Origin of the sequence: Serratia sp. LS-1, from assembly GCF_003719595.1 — a bacterium.
Lineage (GTDB): Bacteria > Pseudomonadota > Gammaproteobacteria > Enterobacterales > Enterobacteriaceae > Serratia > Serratia ureilytica.
The window spans coordinates 1,612,915-1,632,474 of sequence record NZ_CP033504.1 but is presented as its reverse complement, the minus strand read 5'-3'; the positions used below and the strand labels follow the sequence as shown (position 1 = coordinate 1,632,474).

At 60.1% G+C, this 19,560-nt stretch carries 15 protein-coding genes and 1 other RNA gene; 8 read left to right on the top strand and 8 right to left on the bottom strand.

Going from position 1 to position 19,560, the window contains the following annotated elements:
* Positions 1-19: 19 nt before the first annotated feature.
* From sufS to sufA, 5 genes are read right to left on the bottom strand one after another with little or no spacing between them, the layout of a single operon-like run.
* Complete coding sequence (gene sufS / locus EDY99_RS08000; RefSeq protein WP_123061651.1) at positions 20-1,246, bottom strand: cysteine desulfurase SufS; 1,227 nt, start codon at positions 1,244-1,246, stop codon at positions 20-22.
* Complete coding sequence (gene sufD / locus EDY99_RS07995) at positions 1,243-2,529, bottom strand: Fe-S cluster assembly protein SufD (RefSeq protein WP_123061650.1); 1,287 nt, start codon at positions 2,527-2,529, stop codon at positions 1,243-1,245. The genes sufS and sufD overlap by 4 nt, the downstream gene beginning before the upstream one ends.
* On the bottom strand, positions 2,504-3,250 hold the full coding sequence (sufC, locus tag EDY99_RS07990; protein ID WP_016927936.1) for a Fe-S cluster assembly ATPase SufC: 747 nt from the start codon (positions 3,248-3,250) through the stop codon (positions 2,504-2,506). Before sufC ends, sufD begins: the two co-directional genes overlap by 26 nt.
* 43 nt (positions 3,251-3,293) lie before the next feature.
* The gene (gene sufB, locus EDY99_RS07985; RefSeq protein WP_033642904.1) at positions 3,294-4,790 is read right to left on the bottom strand and encodes a Fe-S cluster assembly protein SufB; all 1,497 of its coding nucleotides are present in this window, start codon (positions 4,788-4,790) and stop codon (positions 3,294-3,296) included.
* Positions 4,791-4,804: 14 nt separating this feature from the next.
* Positions 4,805-5,176 carry a Fe-S cluster assembly scaffold SufA gene (sufA, locus tag EDY99_RS07980; RefSeq protein WP_004931368.1) on the bottom strand — a complete coding sequence of 124 codons (372 nt, stop codon included), beginning with the start codon at positions 5,174-5,176 and terminating at the stop codon, positions 4,805-4,807.
* Between the two features lie 525 nt (positions 5,177-5,701).
* Between sufA and EDY99_RS07975 the strand changes: the two genes are divergently transcribed.
* Positions 5,702-6,106 carry a hypothetical protein gene (locus EDY99_RS07975; protein ID WP_004931369.1) on the top strand — a complete coding sequence of 135 codons (405 nt, stop codon included), beginning with the start codon at positions 5,702-5,704 and terminating at the stop codon, positions 6,104-6,106.
* Positions 6,107-6,151: 45 nt separating this feature from the next.
* On the opposite strand, the gene menI is transcribed toward EDY99_RS07975, so the two are convergent.
* Entirely contained in the window at positions 6,152-6,568 is a 417-nt protein-coding gene (gene menI, locus EDY99_RS07970) for a 1,4-dihydroxy-2-naphthoyl-CoA hydrolase (RefSeq protein WP_016927938.1), read from the bottom strand.
* A complete protein-coding gene (locus tag EDY99_RS07965; RefSeq protein ID WP_116286372.1) occupies positions 6,565-9,621 on the bottom strand; it encodes an FAD-binding and (Fe-S)-binding domain-containing protein in 3,057 nt (1,018 codons plus the stop codon). Before EDY99_RS07965 ends, menI begins: the two co-directional genes overlap by 4 nt.
* Before the next feature lie 245 nt (positions 9,622-9,866).
* Between EDY99_RS07965 and ydiK the strand changes: the two genes are divergently transcribed.
* Both ydiK and rprA read left to right on the top strand, forming a co-directional pair.
* Complete coding sequence (gene ydiK, locus EDY99_RS07960) at positions 9,867-10,967, top strand: AI-2E family transporter YdiK (protein ID WP_042784360.1); 1,101 nt, start codon at positions 9,867-9,869, stop codon at positions 10,965-10,967.
* A gap of 258 nt (positions 10,968-11,225) precedes the next feature.
* An RNA gene (gene rprA, locus EDY99_RS07955) (antisense sRNA RprA) lies at positions 11,226-11,337 on the top strand.
* 109 nt (positions 11,338-11,446) lie between these two features.
* Here rprA and ppsA read toward each other — a convergent pair.
* Positions 11,447-13,825, bottom strand: coding sequence for a phosphoenolpyruvate synthase (gene ppsA / locus EDY99_RS07950; RefSeq protein WP_033642901.1), 2,379 nt, complete (start codon positions 13,823-13,825; stop codon positions 11,447-11,449).
* Positions 13,826-14,283: 458 nt separating this feature from the next.
* On the opposite strand from ppsA, the gene EDY99_RS07940 reads away from it, so the two are divergent.
* From EDY99_RS07940 to EDY99_RS07920, 5 genes are all read left to right on the top strand, one after another.
* Positions 14,284-15,144, top strand: a complete 861-nt coding sequence (locus tag EDY99_RS07940) for a pyruvate, water dikinase regulatory protein (RefSeq protein WP_160880175.1) — start codon at positions 14,284-14,286, stop codon at positions 15,142-15,144.
* 196 nt (positions 15,145-15,340) lie between these two features.
* Positions 15,341-16,387, top strand: a complete 1,047-nt coding sequence (locus EDY99_RS07935; RefSeq protein WP_033642899.1) for a 3-deoxy-7-phosphoheptulonate synthase — start codon at positions 15,341-15,343, stop codon at positions 16,385-16,387.
* A gap of 105 nt (positions 16,388-16,492) precedes the next feature.
* Entirely contained in the window at positions 16,493-16,978 is a 486-nt protein-coding gene (locus EDY99_RS07930; protein ID WP_033642898.1) for a glutathione peroxidase, read from the top strand.
* 172 nt (positions 16,979-17,150) lie between these two features.
* Positions 17,151-17,333 (top strand): hemin uptake protein HemP, encoded by a 183-nt coding sequence (gene hemP, locus EDY99_RS07925; protein ID WP_016927944.1) that lies wholly within the window; start codon positions 17,151-17,153, stop codon positions 17,331-17,333.
* Positions 17,334-17,427: 94 nt separating this feature from the next.
* Positions 17,428-19,512: a TonB-dependent hemoglobin/transferrin/lactoferrin family receptor gene (locus EDY99_RS07920; protein ID WP_033642897.1), complete on the top strand. Its 2,085-nt coding sequence runs from the start codon at positions 17,428-17,430 to the stop codon at positions 19,510-19,512.
* Positions 19,513-19,560: the final 48 nt, after the last annotated feature.

Genomic DNA, 19,560 nt, shown 5'->3' with positions numbered 1-19,560 from the left:
CGCCGAGGACGCGCCCCGGCTAGCCTAACAACTGATGAATGCGTTGCAGCCCGGCCACCAACCGGTCCACCTCTTCGCGGGTATTATATAACGCCAGCGACGCGCGGCACATGCTCGGCACCTGATAAAACGCCATCAGCGGCATGGCGCAATGGTGGCCGGTGCGAATAGCGATGCCGTACTGATCGAGGAAGCTGCCGACGTCATAGGCGTGGTGTTCCCCCAAATTGAAGGCAATCACCCCGGCCCGATGCGCCGGACCATAGATTTTCAGCGTCGGCACCTGCTTGAGCGCCTCAAGCGCGTAATGCATCAGCGACTGTTCATAATCGCGGATCGCATTCAGCCCCAGGGCTTCGACGTAATCGAACGCCGCGCCCAGCCCCATGATGCCGGCGGTATTCGGCGAACCGGCCTCGAAGCGCCAGGGCGGATCGGCGAAGGTGGTGTCCGCCGTCAGGCTGACCTGACGGATCATCGAACCGCCCCCTTCCCACGGCGGCATCTGCTGCAGGAGCGCCTGGCGCCCATACAGCATGCCGATACCGGAAGGGCCATACAGCTTATGGCCGGAAAACACGTAGAAATCGCAGTCCAGCGCCTGAACATCGACGCGCTGGTGCATCACCGCCTGCGCGCCGTCCACCAGCACCGTCAGATCCGGCGCCAGGGCTCTGGCGCGGGCGATGATGTCGCGCACCGGGTTGACGGTGCCCAGCACGTTGGAGACCTCGGTCAGCGCCAGCAGTTTGCAGGACGCGTCGACCAGTTCCGGCAACCGCGCCAGATCCAGCGTGCCGTCGGGCTGCAGCGGCCAAACCCGCAGCTGCAGCCCACGCTCCTGCGCCAGCATCTGCCAGGGCACGATGTTGGCGTGGTGCTCCATCTCGGTGATGAGAATCGCGTCGCCCGGCTGCAGCCGGTGGCGGCCAAAGCTGTTGGCCACCAGGTTGATGCCTTCGGTGGTGCCCTTGACGAACACCATCTCTTCCGCCGAGGCGGCGTTGATAAAGCGCGCCGCCTGTTCCCGCACCGCTTCCATCTGCTGAGTCGCCTCGGCGCTCAGGGTGTGGATGCCGCGATGCACTGCGGCATAGCCGTGGCGATAGAAATCCAGTTCGCGGTCGATCACCGCCTGCGGTTTCTGCGCGCTGGCGGCGCTGTCGAGGTAGGCCAGCGGTTGGCCGTTCACCTCGCGCGCCAGCAGCGGGAAGTCGCCGCGCACGCGTTCAATCGGATAACTCATGCAGCCTCCCCCGGCAGGCGCTGGGCGATGCGCGCCAGCACCCGTTCCCGGATGGTGTCGTTGGCGATGCCTTCGGTCAGCTCGGCGGCGAAGGCGAAGATAATCATCTGCTGCGCCGCGCGTTTGTCGATGCCGCGCGACTGCAGATAAAACAGCTGTTCTTCATCGATACGCCCCACGGTGGCACCGTGGCTGCACTTAACGTCGTCAGCGTAGATCTCCAGCTGCGGCTTGGTATCCACTTCCGCCACTTTCCCCAACAACAGATTGTGGTTGGTCATCTGCCCGTCGGTTTTGATGGCGTGTTTGGCCACTTTGATCATGCCGTTGAACACCGCTTTGCCGCGATCGCTGACCACGGTTTTATGCAGCTGGCGGCTTTCGCAGTAGCCCTTGTTGTGTTCCAGATAGGTGCGGGTATCGCAGATCTCCTTGCCCACCGGCAGCACCAGGCTGTTGATCACCAGATTGGCGCCTTCGCCGTTCAGCTGCGCGCTGGTGTTGTGGCGCGTCAGGCCGGCGCCCAACAGGAAGCTGTCGCTTTTCACCCGCGCGTCGCGGCCGATGACCAGATCGTTATGGGCAAAGTGGTAGCTCGGCCGGCTTTCAAACGCCAGCTTGCAGTGCAATAGCCCGGCGTTGTCCGCCACGTTGGCGGTCAGGCGCGCGCCGGTAAAGTGCGCGGCCTCGCTCAGGCTGACATAGTGTTCGATCACTTCCGCCTCGGCCCCGCGCCCGATCTCCAGATGATGACGATGATGCACGGTATTCACTTCCCCCGTCACGCCGCGGCCGCTGCTGATATGCAGCAGGTACAGCGGCCGTGTGGGGGCTTTACCGGCCGGCAGACGGATCAGGCTGGTTTCCTGCGCCAGGCTTTCGGTCAGATGCAGGAAGACTTCGGGCTGAATGGGCTCCGGCAGCGCCTGCGGCGTGCCGTAGGCGGTCAGCTCGAACTGGTAGTCGCCCAGATCGCCATCGCTGAGCGCGGCACTGTAGCGGCCATCGATAAACACCAGCCGACAGGCATCGATGCCGAGCGCCAGCGCCTCAAGCTGCTCTGCGCTCACCGGCGCGGGCTGCGGCTCAAGGAATTGCTGCTCCAGCAGCCCCTCGAGCGGCGTGTATTTCCAGTTCTCATGTTTGCGCGTCGGCCAGCCGAGGCGCAGCGCCTGCTGCCAGTGCGCCAGCGCATGGGGCGAACGCTCGCCGCCGCGGCCTTCGAACAGGCGATACAGCTGCTGCAACGCGTTGGCGTTACTGTTGGTCGGTAAGCCAGCCATAGCCCTGCTCCTCCAACTGTTTCACCAGCGAGAAATCGCCGGATTTGACGATGCGCCCCTGGGACAGCACGTGTACGTAATCCGGCTGGATGTAGTCCAAAATGCGCTGGTAGTGTGTGACGATGATAAAGGCGCGCTTGCCGTCCCGCAGCGAGTTGACGCCGTTGGCGACGATTTTCAGCGCGTCGATATCCAGACCGGAGTCGGTTTCATCGAGAATGCACAGATCCGGCTCCAGCGCCGCCATCTGCAGAATGTCGTTGCGCTTTTTCTCGCCGCCGGAGAAACCGACGTTGACCGAACGGGTCAGCAGATCGGCCGGCATATCCAGCAGTGCGATCTTCTCTTCGATGAAATCGGCGAAGTCAAAGCGATCCAGCGGCTCCTGTTCGCGGTATTTGCGCACCGCGTTGACCGACGTCTGCAGGAAAAAGTGGTTGCTGACGCCGGGGATCTCCACCGGGTACTGGAACGCCAGAAACACGCCTTCGCCCGCGCGATCTTCCGGATCCAACTCCAGCAGGTCCTTGCCCTTGAAGGTGACTTCCCCTTCGGTCACTTCGTACTCTTCACGCCCGGCCAGTGTGGCGGACAGCGTGCTCTTGCCCGAGCCGTTCGGCCCCATGATGGCGTGCACTTCGCCCGGTTTGATCTCCAGATCCAATCCCTTGAGGATCTCGTTGCCTTCCACGCTCACTTTCAAATTCTTGATGCTTAACATGCTGTGTCCTCAGATAGCGCCGACGGCGCTAAAAATGCGGCGATTAGCCCACGCTGTGTTCCAGGCTGATGGCCAAAAGTTTCTGCGCCTCGACGGCGAACTCCAGCGGCAGCTCGGAGAAAACGTCCTTGCAGAAACCGTTGACGATCATCGAAATGGCGTCATCCTCGCTGATGCCCCGCTGCAAGCAGTAGAACAGCTGGTCGTCGCCAATCTTCGAGGTGGTGGCTTCGTGCTCCAGCTGCGCGCTGTTGTTGCGCGCTTCAACGTAAGGGAACGTATGGGCGCCGCTGTCCGGCCCGATCAGCATCGAGTCGCACTGGGTAAAGTTACGGGCGTTTTCCGCCCCCGGCAGGATTTTCACCAGGCCGCGATAGGTGTTCTCGCTGTGCCCGGCGGAAATGCCTTTGGCGATGATGGTCGACCTGGTGTTTTTGCCGATGTGGATCATCTTGGTGCCGGTGTCCGCCTGCTGATGGCCGCTGGTCAGCGCCACCGAGAAGAATTCGCCGATCGAATTGTCGCCCTGCAGGATCACGCTCGGGTATTTCCAGGTGATGGCCGAGCCGGTTTCCGACTGGGTCCAGGACATTTTCGAGCCGGCGCCTTCGCACAGCGCGCGCTTGGTGACGAAGTTGAGGATGCCGCCCTTGCTCTCGCCGCCGGAGAACCAGTTCTGCACCGTCGAGTATTTCACTTCGGCGTCTTTATGCAGGATCACTTCCACCACCGCCGCGTGCAGCTGATAGCTGTCGCGCACCGGGGCGGAACAGCCTTCGATGTAGCTGACATAGCTGCCTTCGTCGGCGATCAGAATGGTGCGCTCGAACTGGCCGGTTTTGGCGGCATTAATGCGGAAGTAGGTCGACAGCTCCATCGGACAGCGCACACCCTTCGGCACGTAGACAAAGGTGCCGTCGGAGGCCACCGCGGCGTTCAGCGCGGCGAAGAAGTTATCGTTGGACGGCACCACGCGCCCCAGATACTGGCGCACCAGCTCCGGGTATTCCTGGATCGCTTCGCCGAACGAGCAGAAGATCACCCCGCTTTCCGCCAGTTTTTCACGGTAAGTGGTAGCGACCGAGACCGAGTCGAAGATAGCGTCCACCGCCACCTCGCTGCCCTCACGCACCGGCACGCCGAGCTGGTTAAACGCCAGCTCCACTTCGCTGGTCAGGTAATCTTTTTCCGTCGCCGCGCCCGGTTGCTGCTCGGCGCCGGGCTGCGAACCGCAGGCGTCGTCGCAGCTGCCGCAGGACGGCGCCGAATAGTAACTGTAGTCCTGGTAGTTAAGGCGTTCGTAATTGGCCTTCAGCCAGTGGGGCTCTTCCATCTGCAGCCAGGCGCGGTAGGCCTCGAGGCGGAATTCCAGCATCCACTCGGGTTCGTTGCGCTTGGCCGAGATAGCGCGCACCACCTCTTCGTTGATGCCCTTGGCCAACTCATCGGTTGCCAGCTGGGTGAAGAAACCTTCTTTGTAGCGACCTTCGCTGACCCAAGCCTGCACTTCATTAGGCATTTCTACATTGCTTCGTGTCATGTTGATTGCATCGCTCAAACGCCAAAACTCTCGCCGCACCCGCAGGCATGCTGAGCTTTAGGGTTATTGAATTTGAATATCTGATTCAGCCCTTCGCGGACATAATCTACCGTGGTGCCGTCAATAAACGGCATCGCCTTCAGCGGCACATAGAGTTTGGCGCCGTCGCGCTCAAACAGCAGATCGTCATCGGCGGGTTCGCGGGTCAGATCCAGCACATAGGCAAAGCCGGCGCAGCCGGATTGTTTTACCCCTAGCTGCAGCCCTTTCACCTGCGGATCCTGCTGCATCAGTTTCGTTATTTGTCGTACGGCGCTGTCGCTGAGCGAAATGCCTTGCCAGACATTCTCGTCCAAAGAAAAAGTGCCGACATTTTCCGTTTGCATAGGGTCTACCTCACACTCGTGTTTGGCCACAGCCAATCTGGGTTACTTATATGTTAGTGATAACGATTATCACTTCAACCGTTTGTTTTGCGGGGGTATCCGCCGCGAGCGCGGTTTTTCGCTGCGGCGTGCGGCAAGCCAGCGGGACATCCGTGGCGGCTTGCGGCGTGTGGCGGCAAGGCGTGCATGCTATCCCTATGAATTTGTTCTTTATCCTGCATCACCGTACCGCACTCCCCGGTGGCCCGTCAGCGTTACAGCGCCGCGGTGCGTTGCCGATCTAAACATTCATAGAAAATACCTATTTCTGCATTCTGTCTGTCGTAAATGTGCGTTTATCGGCATTTTGCGCCGCGGCGCAAGGCGCAGCCTTTAAGTTAAAGTTTAGTCGCTCTGGGTTAAGTTGGGCCGTCGATGGCCTTTTACCCCCATGGAATGAAAAAACGCCGCCACGGGGATTGATCGGCAACGCGGCAGTTTATATGATAATGATTATCATTCAATTTGAATTTGAGCGCGAAGCCAATGACTCTTTCGATCAACGCATGGTTACTGGGCAAGATTGATGACTACAAATTCAGCGTGCGCGACGCCACGGTGGACTTTTATATGGCCGAAGCGGCGCTGCGCCGCCCGGAATGCAATATTGATCATCTGAAGCGGTACAACAGCGTCAGCCTCACCATGGCCAATCTGTGCCTGGAGAACGGCGATGATGACAGCTATCTGCACGCGCTCAGCAAGCTGCACAACCGGCTGATCGTCGAGATCAACAATCCGCAGCGCTGCCAGCTGTTTCGGGTGCAAAGCTACCACTTCGCCCGCCACACGCTGACGCTGATCTGCCAAAAATATGCGATGGAAGGCACCTGGGAGAAGGCGAACGCGTTTCAGAAGGACTTCGTCAAACGCGTGCCGTTTCAGCTGTAAAACGAAGCGCTCCGCAGGCCGATCGCCTGCGGAAACCGGCGGGGATCAGTCGATGACCGCCGTGGTCAGACGCGAGGTGCAGCACAGCCGATCGCGCGCGTCGAAGATCTCTATCTGCCACACCTGATGACGGCGGCCAACGTGCAGTGCGCGGCACACCCCGCGCACCTGGCCATCGAACACCGCCCGCAGGTGGTTGGCGTTGATCTCCAGCCCTACCACCTTCTGTTCGCCTTCGCTGCACAGGTAGCCGGCCATCGAGCCCATCGATTCCGCCAGCACCACCGACGCCCCGCCGTGCAACAGCCCGAACGGCTGCCGGGTGCGGCCGTCCACCGGCATGGTGGCTTCCAGGAAATCCTCGCCCAGCTGAGTAAACTCGATGCCCACATGGCTGACCATGCAGCCGTCGCCGGCGCGGTTCAGCTGCTCCAGCGATGTTTCACGTTTCCACAATTTCACTCAATCATCTCCAGAAGTGCCTGTAATGGGTGGCGCACGCCATTGCCCTCAATGCGTTTCACCTGGCTGCGGCAGGAATAGCCGGTCGCCAGGCAGCGCTGACGCGGCAAACGCTGCAGCGTCGGATGCCATGATAGCTCATAAATACCGAGCGAGTTTTGCAGGTTCTTGGCTTCATGGCCGTAAGTGCCGGCCATGCCGCAGCAGCCGACGCTGACGTTCTCCAGTTTGGCGCCGAAGCGGGCGAAGATCGCCGCCCACTGTTGGCCGCTGGCCGGCAGCGCGGTGGTTTCAGTGCAGTGACCGAACAGATACCAGGGTTCGCCGGTCGCCGGCTGTTCGGCGCGATCCGCGATCCGCTGCTGCAGCCATTCATGCACCAGCTGCACCTGAAAATCGCCGCGCTCGGGGCCGAGGATCTCGCGGTATTCGTCGCGATAGCACAGCACCAGCGCCGGATCGACGCCCACCAGCGGCATGCCGAGCTGCGCCACGCGGTTGAGGAAATCGGCGGTTTTGCGCGCGGTGCGGGCGAACCGCGTCAGGAAGCCCTTCACATGCTGCGCCTTGCCGTTCGGCGAGAACGGCAGCAGCACCGGTTTATAGCCGAGCTTTTCCACCAGCCGAACGAAATCCGCCACCACTTTGGCGTCGTAATAGCTGGTGAACGGATCCTGAACAATCAGCACGTGTTCTTCGCGTTGCTCGGCGTTCAACCCTTCCAACTGTTCCAGCGTCAGCGTGGTCGCCCGGTGGCCTGACAGCTGCTGACGCAGCGTCGGGCTGGACAACAGCGGCAGATCGACCATGCCGACGGCGTTGCGGCTCATCTCCCGCAGCCACGGCTGGCGGAAGAAGAAGTTGAACACCTTCGGCGCGCGGGCCATCAACGGGGTATAGCTCTCTACGCCGGCGACCATGTAGTCGCTCACCGGGCGCAGGTAGCGGGTATGGTAAAGCTGCAGGAAGCGCGAACGGAACCCCGGCACGTCAATTTTGATCGGGCACTGGGTGGAACAGGCCTTGCAGGCCAGACAGCCGGACATCGCCTCTTTCACTTCGTGCGAAAAGTCGTACTCGCCCTTGCCGGCATGCCAGCTGTTGCGGGTTTTCTCGATTAGACCGCGCAAGCTGAGGCGCTGCTGCGGCAGCTGTTTCTCCAGCGCCAACGGATCGACGCCCTGCTCGGCCAACAGACGCAGCCACTCGCGCACCAGCGTCGCCCGCCCTTTCGGCGAATGGATGCGGTTGCCGCTGATCTTCATCGACGGGCACATCGGGCTGCGCACGTCGAAGTTGAAGCACAGACCGTTGCCGTTACACTCCAGCGCGCCGCGGAACGAGGTGCGCACCTCGACCGGTATCTGGCGATCGAAGGTGCCGCGTTTGACCGCATCCACCTGCATCATCGGCGCATCCACCGCCAGCGGCGCACAGATCTTGCCCGGGTTAAGACGGTTATCCGGATCGAACGCCGTCTTGATGCGGCGCAGCTCCTCGTACAGCGTTTCCCCGAAGAATTCAGGGCTGTACTCGGCGCGGAACCCCTTGCCGTGCTCGCCCCACAGCAGGCCGCCGTATTTGGCGGTGAGCGCCACCACCCGATCGGAGATCTGCTTCATCAGCACTTCCTGCTGGGGGTCGCACATGTCGAGCGCCGGACGCACGTGCAGCACCCCGGCATCGACGTGGCCGAACATGCCATAGCTCAGCTTGTGGTCGTCGAGCAGTTGGCGGAACTCGACGATATAGTCCGCCAGGTGCTGCGGCGGCACGCAAGTATCCTCGGCGAACGGGATCGGCTTGGCGCGCCCTTTGGCGTTGCCCAGCAGCCCGACCGCCTTCTTGCGCATGTTGTAAATGCGCTCGATGCCCGCCAGGTCGCCGCAGATCTGGTACCCGATCACGCCGGCCTGCCGCTGGGCGATCAGTTCATCCAGCCGTTGGCACAGGGTCTCCATCTGGCCGTCGATCAGCGCGCGATCGTCGCCGGCGAATTCGACGATGTTCAGCCCAAGCATCTCTTTGTCCGGCACGTCGGCGATCAGTTCGCTTACCGAATGCCAAACGATATCTTCACGCGCCAGATTCAGCACCTTGGAGTCGATGGTTTCCACCGACAGCGCCTTGGCCTCGACCATAAAGGGCGCATTACGCAGCGCCGAGTCGAAGGAGTCGTATTTCACGTTAACCAGACGACGCACCTTCGGCAGCGGCGTGATGTCCAGCCGCGCTTCGGTGATAAAGGCCAGCGTGCCTTCCGCACCGGTGAGGATGCGCGTCAGATCGAAGGTTTGCAGATCGTCGCTCAGCACGTGGCGCAGATCGTAACCGGTGAGGAAGCGGTTGAGTTTGGGGAATTTTTCCAGGATCAGCGCGCGCTGCTCGCGGCAGCGATTCAGCACCGTGCGGTAGATGCGCCCTTCGGCTGTCTCTTCCAGGGCAATCGTTTCCGCCAGCGCCGTCGGCATGGCGCGGGTGTCGATCATCTCGCCGCCCAGCAGCACCGCCCGCAGGCCCAACACGTGATCGGAGGTTTTGCCGTATACCAGCGAGCCCTGGCCGGAGGCGTCGGTATTGATCATGCCGCCCAAGGTGGCGCGGTTGCTGGTGGACAGTTCCGGCGAGAAGAAGTAGCCGAACGGCCGCAAATATTGATTCAGCTGATCCTTGATGACCCCGGCTTCGACTTTCACCCAGCCCTGTTCGACGTTGATCTCCAGAATGCGGTTCATATGACGCGACATATCGACCACGATGCCGGTATTGAGCGACTGACCGTTGGTGCCGGTGCCGCCGCCGCGCGGGCTGAAGGTCAGCGTATTGAAACGCTCTTCCCCCGCCAGGCGGGCGATCAGCGCCACGTCGGCGGTGGAACGGGGAAACACCACCGCATCGGGCAACAGCTGGTAAATGCTGTTGTCGGTGGCCATCGTCAGCCGGTCGGCGTAGCTGGTGGCGGTATCGCCGTTGAATCCGTTTTGCTTCAGTGCTTCCAAAAAGTCGAGCACCCGTTGAACGAGGCCGGGCGCCTGAGAAATCTGTGGGATCATTCGCTTTTTTGACCCTGTCCGTCTATTTTTTATGCGCTGATGTACGCTGAATCGGGCCTTTAATTCAGACCCACCCTATTTTTTAGTGACACTAAAAACTAACATACTCGTTTAGTGAAGGCATTCACATTATTACCGCCCTGCGAGCGCCGCCACAGGCGGCCGCCCGGCGGTGATAAACCGACCGACAGGCACCCCGATTCGCCGGTGCCAGGGATTTAATTGACCAGGATGAGAACCCACTGATGCCACTCCCGCAATCGCGTTACGACTTACCGCGAATTATTTTCGGCGTGCTGTTTATCGCCATCATGATCGTCGCCTGTTTCTGGGTGATCCAACCGTTTATTCTCGGCTTCGCCTGGGCGGGCATGGTGGTCATCGCCACCTGGCCGCTGCTACTCAAACTGCAAAAGCTGCTGTGGGGACGCCGCTCGCTGGCGGTGCTGGTCATGACCCTGCTGTTGATCCTGCTGTTCATTCTGCCCATCTCCCTGCTGATCAGCAGCGTGGTGGATAACAGCGCGCCGTTGATCGCCTGGGCCAGCTCGCCAGGCAAGTTGCATATTCCCGACCTCGCCTGGCTGCAATCCGTCCCGATGATCGGCGACAAGCTCTATACCAGCTACCATACGCTGGTTAACGCCGGCGGCGCCGCGCTGCTGGCGAAGGTACAGCCATACTTCGGCCAGACCGCCACCTGGTTCGTGGCGCAGGCGGCGCATATCGGCCGCCTGCTGCTGCACTGCGCACTGATGCTGCTGTTCAGCGCCTTGTTGTACGCGCGCGGCGAACAGGTCGCGCTGGGTATCCGTCACTTTGCGGTACGCCTCGGTTCCGCGCGCGGCGATGCGGCGGTGCTGCTGGGCGGCCAGGCGATCCGCGCGGTCGCGCTGGGCGTGGTAGTGACGGCGCTGGTGCAGTCGGTGCTGGGCGGCATCGGTCTGGCGGTAAGCGGCATTCCGGCCGCCACCCTGTTGACGATGCTGATCTTCATCTGCTGTGTGGCGCAATTGGGGCCGCTGTTGGTGCTGGTGCCGGCCATCATTTGGCTGTACTGGCACGGCGACACCACCTGGGGCACCGTGCTGCTGGTCTGGAGCTGCGTGGTGGCCACGCTGGATAACGTGCTGCGCCCGGTGCTGATCCGCATGGGCGCCGATCTGCCGCTGCTGCTGATCCTGTCCGGCGTTATCGGCGGTTTGCTGGCCTTCGGCATGATCGGCCTGTTCATCGGCCCGGTGGTGTTGGCGGTGTCTTATCGCCTGCTGACCGCCTGGATGGATGAAGCGCCGGAGCCGACCACCGCGCCGGAGCAAGTGATCGAAGAACTGGAAAAACGTTAATCGCCCTCCCTTCCGCCCGCATCGCCGGGCGGAAGAGTTTCCCCTCTCACTACGCCTACCTCATTCGGGTAATATCTTCGCCAAATATAATGCCGTTGTTTATTGATTAAGGCGCGGCAAATGGAAAGGTGCAATGTAAATCCGTGTTTGCTGCAAAATGCAAAAAGAGATAACGCCCGCAAATAAATGGTGATACCGCTATCGATTAGGATGATTCTTAATGACTAGTCGCGTTCAAATATCTAGTATTATGGCCATCTATTGCTTCAAATCACTGATTTTAAAGCAACCTTTCTGAACAATGTAATGCCATACATGTGAATTGCTGTGTGTAGTCTTTGCCCATCTCCTACGATGGGCTTTTTTTTATTCTTTTTTCGCCAAATTGATTATTTAACGCGCCGTTATTTACATTCAGAAATAAAAAGGCCGCAGCGTAAACTGCGGCCGGGTATTAATGCCTTAGCAACGCCGAAGCCTTATTTCTTTTTCGACAAGTTGATCCAGGTCTGCACTACGGTATCCGGATTGAGCGACAGGCTATCGATGCCCTGCTCCATCAACCACTCGGCGAAGTCTTCATGGTCGGACGGCCCCTGGCCGCAGATACCGACGTATTTGCCGTGGCGTTTGGCCGCCTGGATCGCCATCGACAGCAGCGCTTTCACCGCGTCGTTGCGTTCGTCGAACAGTTCCGACACCACGCCGGAGTCGCGATCCAGCCCCAGCGCCAGCTGGGTCATGTCGTTGGAGCCGATGGAGAAGCCGTCGAAGTGCTCAAGGAACTGATCCGCGAGCAGCGCATTGGACGGGATCTCGCACATCATGATCACTTTCAGCCCGTTTTCGCCGCGCTTCAGCCCCTGACGCGCCAGCTCGGCCACCACCGCTTCCGCCTGCGCCACGGTGCGCACGAACGGCACCATGATTTCGACGTTGGTCAGCCCCATTTCGTTACGCACGCGTTTCACCGCTTCGCACTCCAGCGCGAAGCAATCGCGGAAGCTGTCGGCCACGTAGCGGCCGGCCCCGCGGAAGCCCAACATCGGGTTCTCTTCGTGCGGTTCATACTTGTCGCCGCCCACCAGGTTGGCGTACTCGTTGGATTTGAAGTCGGACAGACGCACGATCACGCGCTTCGGCCAGAAGGCGGCGCCCAGCGTCGCGATCCCTTCGGTCAAACGACCGACGTAGAACTCGACCGGGTGGTCATAGCCCTGCATCAACGCGCGAATTTCGTTTTGCAACGCCGGCGTTTGCTGATCGAACTCCAGCAGCGCGCGCGGGTGCACGCCAATCATGCGGTTGATGATGAATTCCAGCCGCGCCAGGCCCACGCCTTCGTTCGGCAAACGCGCGAAGTCGAAAGCGCGATCCGGGTTGCCGACGTTCATCATGATCTTCAGCGGCAGATCCGGCAGTTCGGTCACTTCGGAGCTCTGCACGCTGAAGTCCAGCATGTCGCTGTAAACGAAGCCGGTGTCGCCTTCCGCACAGGATACGGTGACTTTCTGGCCGTCTTTCAGCACGTCGGTGGCGTGGCCACAGCCCACTACCGCCGGAATGCCCAGCTCACGGGCGATGATCGCCGCGTGGCAGGTGCGCCCGCCGCGGTTGGTGACGATCGCAGCGGCCTTCTTCATGATCGGCTCCCAGTCCGGATCGGTCATGTCGGTCACCAGCACGTCGCCCGGCTGGATGCGATCCATTTCGCTGATATCGTGAATCACTTTCACTGGACCGGCGCCGATGCGATGACCGATGGCGCGGCCTTCCACCAGCACCGGGCTGGAGCCGTTCAGCTGATAGCGTTCCATGGTCTGTTCGTTGGAGCGAACGGTCTCCGGGCGCGCCTGCACGATCAGCAGTTTGCCGGTGTGGCCGTCTTTCGCCCACTCGATATCCATCGGGCGGCCGTAATGTTTTTCGATCAGGATCGCTTGATGCGCCAGCGCCTGCACTTCGTCATCGGTCAGCGAGAACCGGCTGCGCTGCGCTTCCGGCACGTCTTCGATGCGCACCTGCTTGCCGTGATCCTGCGACGGCGCGTACACCATGCGGATTTTTTTCGAGCCCAGGTTGCGGCGCACGATCGCCGGCTTGCCTTTTTGCAACGTCGGCTTGTGCACATAGAACTCATCCGGGTTCACCGCGCCCTGCACCACCATCTCACCCAGACCGAAGGCGGAGGTGATGAACACCACCTGATCAAAGCCGGACTCGGTGTCGATGGTGAACATCACGCCCGAGGAGGCCAGATCGGAGCGCACCATGCGCTGTACGCCCGCCGACAGCGCGACGCCGCGGTGGTCGTAACCCTGGTGCACGCGATAAGAGATGGCGCGGTCATTGAACAGCGACGCGAACACGTGCTTGATCGCCACCATCACGGCGTCGATGCCCTGCACGTTGAGGAAGGTTTCCTGCTGGCCGGCGAAGGAAGCGTCCGGCATGTCTTCCGCCGTGGCGGAGGAGCGCACCGCAAAGGAGGCTTCCGGTTCGCCGTCGGCGAGCTGTTGGTAAGCCTGATGAATTTCACGCTCGAACTCGGCGTGGAACGGCGTGTCGATCACCCATTGGCGGATCTGGGCACCGGCCTTGGCCAGTTGTGCAACGTCGTCAACGTCAGTCTGATCCAGTAACTGATAGATGCGCTGGTTAACACCGCTTTGTTCGAGGAAATCGTTAAACGCCTGCGCGGTGGTGGCAAAACCGTTCGGCACGGCCACGCCCAAATCGGAAAGATTGGTGATCATTTCACCGAGGGAAGCGTTTTTGCCGCCGACACGGTCAACGTCGTGCATGCCAAGCTGGTTGTACCAAAGCACATTACGCAAGTCTGGGCCATTGTTGGACATCGAGACAATCCTTATTGCTATCAGTAGGGTAAAGACGGATTTAATTCGCTTGCTTTACGGCGCCGCTAAACGCGGAGCCGAATCAGACTAGCACACTGATCCGGGGAAAATGGAAAGGTGAATCGATCAACCCACTGAAGAAAGTGGTTTTTAAGAGAATGTCCTAACCGGCTGATTTGCCTGGGAACCGTTCCCAAACGCACGAAAAGCTTAGTTCTCAACAAATTACGTTCTTTTTAAACTTCTGTTTTAATGACCGCGCAAACGCTACCGTTTTTGGTGAAAATAACGGCAAACTCGCGCTTCAGGTGGAAAAGCGCCGCTGGGCCGCACTTTTTATGGCCGCTAATCGCGCTTTCCGCCAGCGCCGCCGCATGGCGGTTTATCGCCCCGCCGTCACAATTTTTTCTCTCGCCCCTTTACCGACGGATCGTCTGCGGCCCATGATATTGACAGTGATGACAGCAGGAACACCGTTTTCAGGTAAGGAGCCTCGGGTGGAAAGAAGCGTTTTTTATATTTCGGATGGTACGGCGATCACCGCCGAAGTGCTGGGACACGCGGTGCTGTCGCAGTTCCCGGTCACGGCGACCACCTATACCCTGCCGTTTGTCGAAACCGAGGCCCGCGCGCGCGCAGTTCGCCAGCAAATCGATGATATTTACCATGAAACCGGCGTGCGCCCGTTGGTGTTTTACTCCATTATCTCGCCGGAAGTGCGCGATGTGATCGTCCAGAGCCAGGGCTTCTGCCAGGATATCGTGCAGGCGCTGGTCGGCCCGCTGCAGGGCGAGCTGGATGTGGAACCGACGCCGGTGCCGAACCGCACCCACGGCCTGACCGCCAGCAATCTCGGCAAGTACGACGCCCGCATCGCCGCCATCGACTATACCCTGGCGCACGATGATGGCATTTCGCTGCGCAACCTCGATCAGGCGCAGGTGATCCTGCTCGGCGTCTCGCGCTGCGGCAAAACCCCCACCAGCCTCTATCTGGCGATGCAGTTCGGCATCCGCGCCGCCAACTACCCGTTTATCGCCGACGATATGGACAATTTGCATCTGCCGGCCTCGCTGAAACCGTTTCAGCATAAATTATTCGGCCTGACCATCGATCCGGAGCGCCTGGCGGCGATCCGTGAAGAGCGGCGCGAAAACAGCCGTTACGCCTCCTTGCGCCAGTGCCGCATGGAAATCGCCGAGGTCGAGGCGCTGTTCCGCAAAAACCAGATCCGCTACCTCAACACCACCAACTATTCGGTCGAAGAGATCTCCACCAAAATCCTCGATATCCTCGGCATGAGCCGCCGCATGTTCTGATCTTTCCCCGCGGGGCCATCGCGCCCCGCCGCCTGCCGTTTATTTCAGCAGCAGCTGATTTTTTTGTGCTTTTTTTCGCGGCTTTGATCAACAGAACGCAATCTCTACGGTTGAATTCAGCGCTTTTTGCGTTATTGTGATCGCCATCACTTCCCGGCGCTCCTGCCGCAGAGAAGAACAGTTTCCAGGGAACAACATGCACAAAACAGATGAACTGCGGACCGCGCGCATCGACAGCCTCGTCACGCCGCAAGCGTTGGCGGATAAGCTGCCGATCTCGGCGGCCGTCGCCGATAACGTGACAGCGTCACGTAAACGCATTGAAAAAATCCTTACCGGTGAAGACCGCCGCCTGCTGGTGGTGATCGGCCCCTGCTCCATCCACGATCTCGACGCCGCCGTCGATTACGCCGGCCGGCTGAACGCCCTGCGCGAACGCTACCAGGATCGCCTGGAGATCGTGATGCGCACCTACTTCGAAAAACCGCGCACCGTTGTCGGCTGGAAAGGCCTGATCTCCGATCCGGCACTGGACGGCACCTTCCAGGTCAACCGCGGCATCGAAATGGCGCGCCGCCTGCTGCTGGAGGTGAACCAGCTCGGCCTGCCGACCGCCACCGAATTCCTGGACATGGTCGTCGGCCAATACATCGCCGATCTGATCAGCTGGGGCGCCATCGGTGCGCGCACCACCGAAAGCCAGATCCACCGTGAAATGGCCTCGGCGCTCTCCTGCCCGGTCGGCTTCAAAAACGGCACCGACGGCAACACCCGCATCGCCATCGACGCCATTCGCGCGGCGCGTGCCGGGCACATGTTCCTGTCGCCGGACAAACATGGTCAGATGACCATCTACCAGACCAGCGGCAACCCGTACGGCCACATCATCATGCGCGGCGGCAAAACGCCGAACTACCACGCCAGCGATATCGCCGCCGCCTGTGACAGCCTGCGTGAATTCGATCTGCCGGAGCACCTGGTGATCGACTTCAGCCACGGCAACTGCCAGAAGATGCATCGCCGTCAGTTGGAAGTGGCCGACAATGTCTGCCAGCAGATCCGCGCCGGCTCTGCCGCCATCACCGGCGTGATGGCGGAAAGCTTCCTGGTGGAAGGCACGCAGAAAATCGTCGCCGGCCAGCCGCTGACCTATGGCCAGTCGATCACCGATCCTTGCCTGAGCTGGTCCGACAGCGAACAACTGCTGGCGATGCTGGCGGATGCCATCGATAGCCGCTTCTAGCCTATCGTAGGCCGGGGCCACGCCCCGGCTTTATCTCCCCTGTTTCGCTCATCTATACTGATCGCAATCCTTTAACACCCGCCGCAACGCACTGGGAGCCCCGGCATGATTCACTCTCTGTTATCCATCCCCTGCGTCACGCTGCAGGGCGAGCAAAAAACGCTGGGCGATTTCCCGGCGCGCGCTTACCTGGTGGTCAACACCGCCAGCAAGTGCGGCTTCACCCCGCAATACCGCGGGCTGGAAAATTTGTGGCAATACTATCGCGAACGCGGGTTGATGGTGCTCGGCTTCCCTTGCAACCAGTTTGGTTCTCAGGAGCCGGGCAGTCCGCTTGAGATCGCCAATTTTTGCAGCCTCAACTACGGCGTCAGTTTCCCGCTGTTCAACAAAATAGAGGTCAACGGCCCCGGCGCCCATCCGCTGTTCAACGAACTGAAACGCCTGGCGCCCGGCATTCTGGGCAGCCGCCGCATCAAATGGAATTTCACCAAATTCCTGCTCACCGCCGATGGTCAACGTGTCACGCGCTTTGCGCCGATCACCAAACCTGAGCGTCTGTTCGACCGTATCGAAACCCTGCTGAAATAATCCCCTCTTTTTTACGGGCCGAGCGCGTTCGGCCCGTCGCCGGATGTCCGTTCGGCAAAAAGGTTCCATCGGTAAGAAAATTTTCCTTGATGTAACCTTTCCATCACATGATAATGATTCTCAATTTGATATTAATTACCATTTAATGGTCTGTTTTATAAGCACAAAGATGATGGATACTGCCAACACGCCAACTCCCGCCGCCGCGGCCCCGACCGAGCACAGCGCAAACGCGCCGCCCAGCTACGACAGCGCACAGCTGCTCGGCGCCGACGGCATCGCGTTCATTACCCATCAGGGCCAGCGCTATCAACTGCGGCAGACCAAGGCAGGGAAATTGATCCTGACCAAATAACCACAGAATCCTCAAACGCCAGCCACCCCGATCTTGTGATCCAGGCAGCCAGCAAATCTATTGATATGTTTCATTACATACGGAGAGTTGCACCATGCCTCTGACATTTTCCACCCGGCTGCGTTTTTCCGCGTTGAGTCTGGCGATTGCCTGCGCTCTGCCTACGGTGGCCTTGGCACAAAACACCAGCACGACACCCTCTTCTTCCCCCGCGACGCCGGCCAAAAAAGCCAAAGCCGCTGACGAAACCATGACCGTGGTCGCCACCGGCAATCAGCGCAGCAGCTTTGAAGCGCCGATGATGGTGACGGTCATCGAAGGCAGTTCGCCGGAAAGCCAAACTGCGGGGACCGCTGCCGATATGCTGCGCCGCGTGCCGGGTATTACCGTCACGGGCTCCGGCCGCAGCAATGGGCAGGATCTCATGATGCGCGGTTACGACCGACGCGGCGTGCTGACGCTGGTCGACGGCATCCGCCAGGGCACCGATACCGGCCATATTAACGGCACATTTTTAGATCCTGCGTTGGTGAAGCGCATCGAAATCGTGCGCGGCCCTTCTGCCCTGCTGTACGGCAGCGGCGCGTTGGGTGGCGTAGTGTCTTATGAAACTGTCGACGCCGCCGACCTGCTGTTGCCAGGCCACGACAGCGGGTTCCGCGTCTACGGCACCGCCGGCAGCGGCGATCACAGCTTGGGCATGGGCGCCAGCGCCTACGGCAAGACCGATAACCTCGACGGCCTGCTGTCGTTCGGCACCCGCGACGTCGGCAATCTGCGCCAGGGCAATGGCTTCGATGCCCCCAACGACGAAACCATCAACAACGTGCTGGCCAAAGGCACCTGGAAGATCGACGACAACCAGTCGCTGGGCGGCAACCTTCGTTACTACAACAACAGCGCCCAAGAGCCGAAAAACCCACAAACGCCAGCCAGCTCCGCTGGAAACTTAATGACCGATCGTTCGACGATCCAACGCGACGCGGCTCTGAGTTACAAACTGAAGCCGGTCGGCCAGGATTGGCTGGATGCTGAAGCGAAAGTGTATTACTCGGACGTGAAAATTAACGCGCACGCCAGCGGCAGCGAAGATGAAGCGCGCAAACAAACCACTAAAGGCGCCAAACTCGAAAACCGCACACGCCTGTTTGCAGATACTTTCGCTTCGCACCTGTTGACCTACGGCACCGAGGCTTACAAACAGGAGCAAACGCCGGGCGGAGCGACCGAAAGTTTCCCGCACGCAAAAATCAACTTCGCTTCAGGCTGGCTGCAGGACGAAATCACGCTGCGCGATCTGCCCGTCACCCTGCTCGCCGGCACCCGCTATGACAATTACAAGGGCTCAAGTGACGGCTATGCCGATGTGGATGCGAACAAATGGTCCTCACGCGGCGCAGTCAGCATTACCCCCACCGACTGGCTGATGCTGTTCGGCTCCTATTCTCAGGCGTTCCGCGCACCGACGATGGGTGAGATGTACAACGACTCCAAACACTTCTCCATCCCAATGGGGCCTACCACCATCACCAACTATTGGGTGCCGAACCCTAATTTGAAACCGGAAACCAATGAAACTCAAGAGTACGGATTTGGCCTGCGTTTCGACGATCTGCTGCTCGCCGATGATAGCTTGCAGTTCAAAGCGAGCTATTTCGATACCAAAGCCAAGGATTACATCACAACCGACGTCACCATGGAGCTGGGACGCGGCCCGCGCGGCCCTTACTGCATCAGTTGCACCACCTTCTCGACCAATATCGATCGCGCAAAAATCTGGGGATGGGACGCTACGCTCAGCTATAAAACCTCTTGGTTCGGCTGGGATTTGGCTTATAACCGCACCCGCGGCAAAAATGAAGCGACCGGTGACTGGTTGAGCAGCATCAATCCGGACACCGTCACCAGCTCGCTGGATGTGCCGCTGGGCGAAACCGGTCTGTCCGCCGGTTGGGTCGCCACCTTCGCCGAACGCGCCACCCGCGTGCAGACGGGGACGCCGGAGCAAGGCGGCTACGGGGTTAACGACTTCTATCTGAGCTACAAAGGCCGCGACCGTCTGCAGGGCGTCACCACCACCGTGGTGCTGGGCAACGCCTTCGACAAAGAGTACTACTCGCCGCAGGGCGTCCCGCAGGATGGCCGCAACGCCAAACTGCTGGTCAGCTACCAGTGGTGATCATTTGACTATCTGGCGGACATCCGGTGTGTCCGCCATTCGCATCAC

What these genes read in the sequence shown, in the direction of transcription:
- sufS (WP_123061651.1), bottom strand. Translation starts at nt 1,246, where the DNA reads ATGAGTTATCCGATTGAACGCGTGCGCGGCGACTTCCCGCTGCTGGCG.
- sufD (WP_123061650.1), bottom strand. Translation starts at nt 2,529, where the DNA reads ATGGCTGGCTTACCGACCAACAGTAACGCCAACGCGTTGCAGCAGCTG.
- sufC (WP_016927936.1), bottom strand. Translation starts at nt 3,250, where the DNA reads ATGTTAAGCATCAAGAATTTGAAAGTGAGCGTGGAAGGCAACGAGATC.
- sufB (WP_033642904.1), bottom strand. Translation starts at nt 4,790, where the DNA reads ATGACACGAAGCAATGTAGAAATGCCTAATGAAGTGCAGGCTTGGGTC.
- sufA (WP_004931368.1), bottom strand. Translation starts at nt 5,176, where the DNA reads ATGCAAACGGAAAATGTCGGCACTTTTTCTTTGGACGAGAATGTCTGG.
- EDY99_RS07975 (WP_004931369.1), top strand. Translation starts at nt 5,702, where the DNA reads ATGACTCTTTCGATCAACGCATGGTTACTGGGCAAGATTGATGACTAC.
- EDY99_RS07965 (WP_116286372.1), bottom strand. Translation starts at nt 9,621, where the DNA reads ATGATCCCACAGATTTCTCAGGCGCCCGGCCTCGTTCAACGGGTGCTC.
- ydiK (WP_042784360.1), top strand. Translation starts at nt 9,867, where the DNA reads ATGCCACTCCCGCAATCGCGTTACGACTTACCGCGAATTATTTTCGGC.
- ppsA (WP_033642901.1), bottom strand. Translation starts at nt 13,825, where the DNA reads ATGTCCAACAATGGCCCAGACTTGCGTAATGTGCTTTGGTACAACCAG.
- EDY99_RS07940 (WP_160880175.1), top strand. Translation starts at nt 14,284, where the DNA reads ATGACAGCAGGAACACCGTTTTCAGGTAAGGAGCCTCGGGTGGAAAGA.
- EDY99_RS07935 (WP_033642899.1), top strand. Translation starts at nt 15,341, where the DNA reads ATGCACAAAACAGATGAACTGCGGACCGCGCGCATCGACAGCCTCGTC.
- EDY99_RS07930 (WP_033642898.1), top strand. Translation starts at nt 16,493, where the DNA reads ATGATTCACTCTCTGTTATCCATCCCCTGCGTCACGCTGCAGGGCGAG.
- hemP (WP_016927944.1), top strand. Translation starts at nt 17,151, where the DNA reads ATGGATACTGCCAACACGCCAACTCCCGCCGCCGCGGCCCCGACCGAG.
- EDY99_RS07920 (WP_033642897.1), top strand. Translation starts at nt 17,428, where the DNA reads ATGCCTCTGACATTTTCCACCCGGCTGCGTTTTTCCGCGTTGAGTCTG.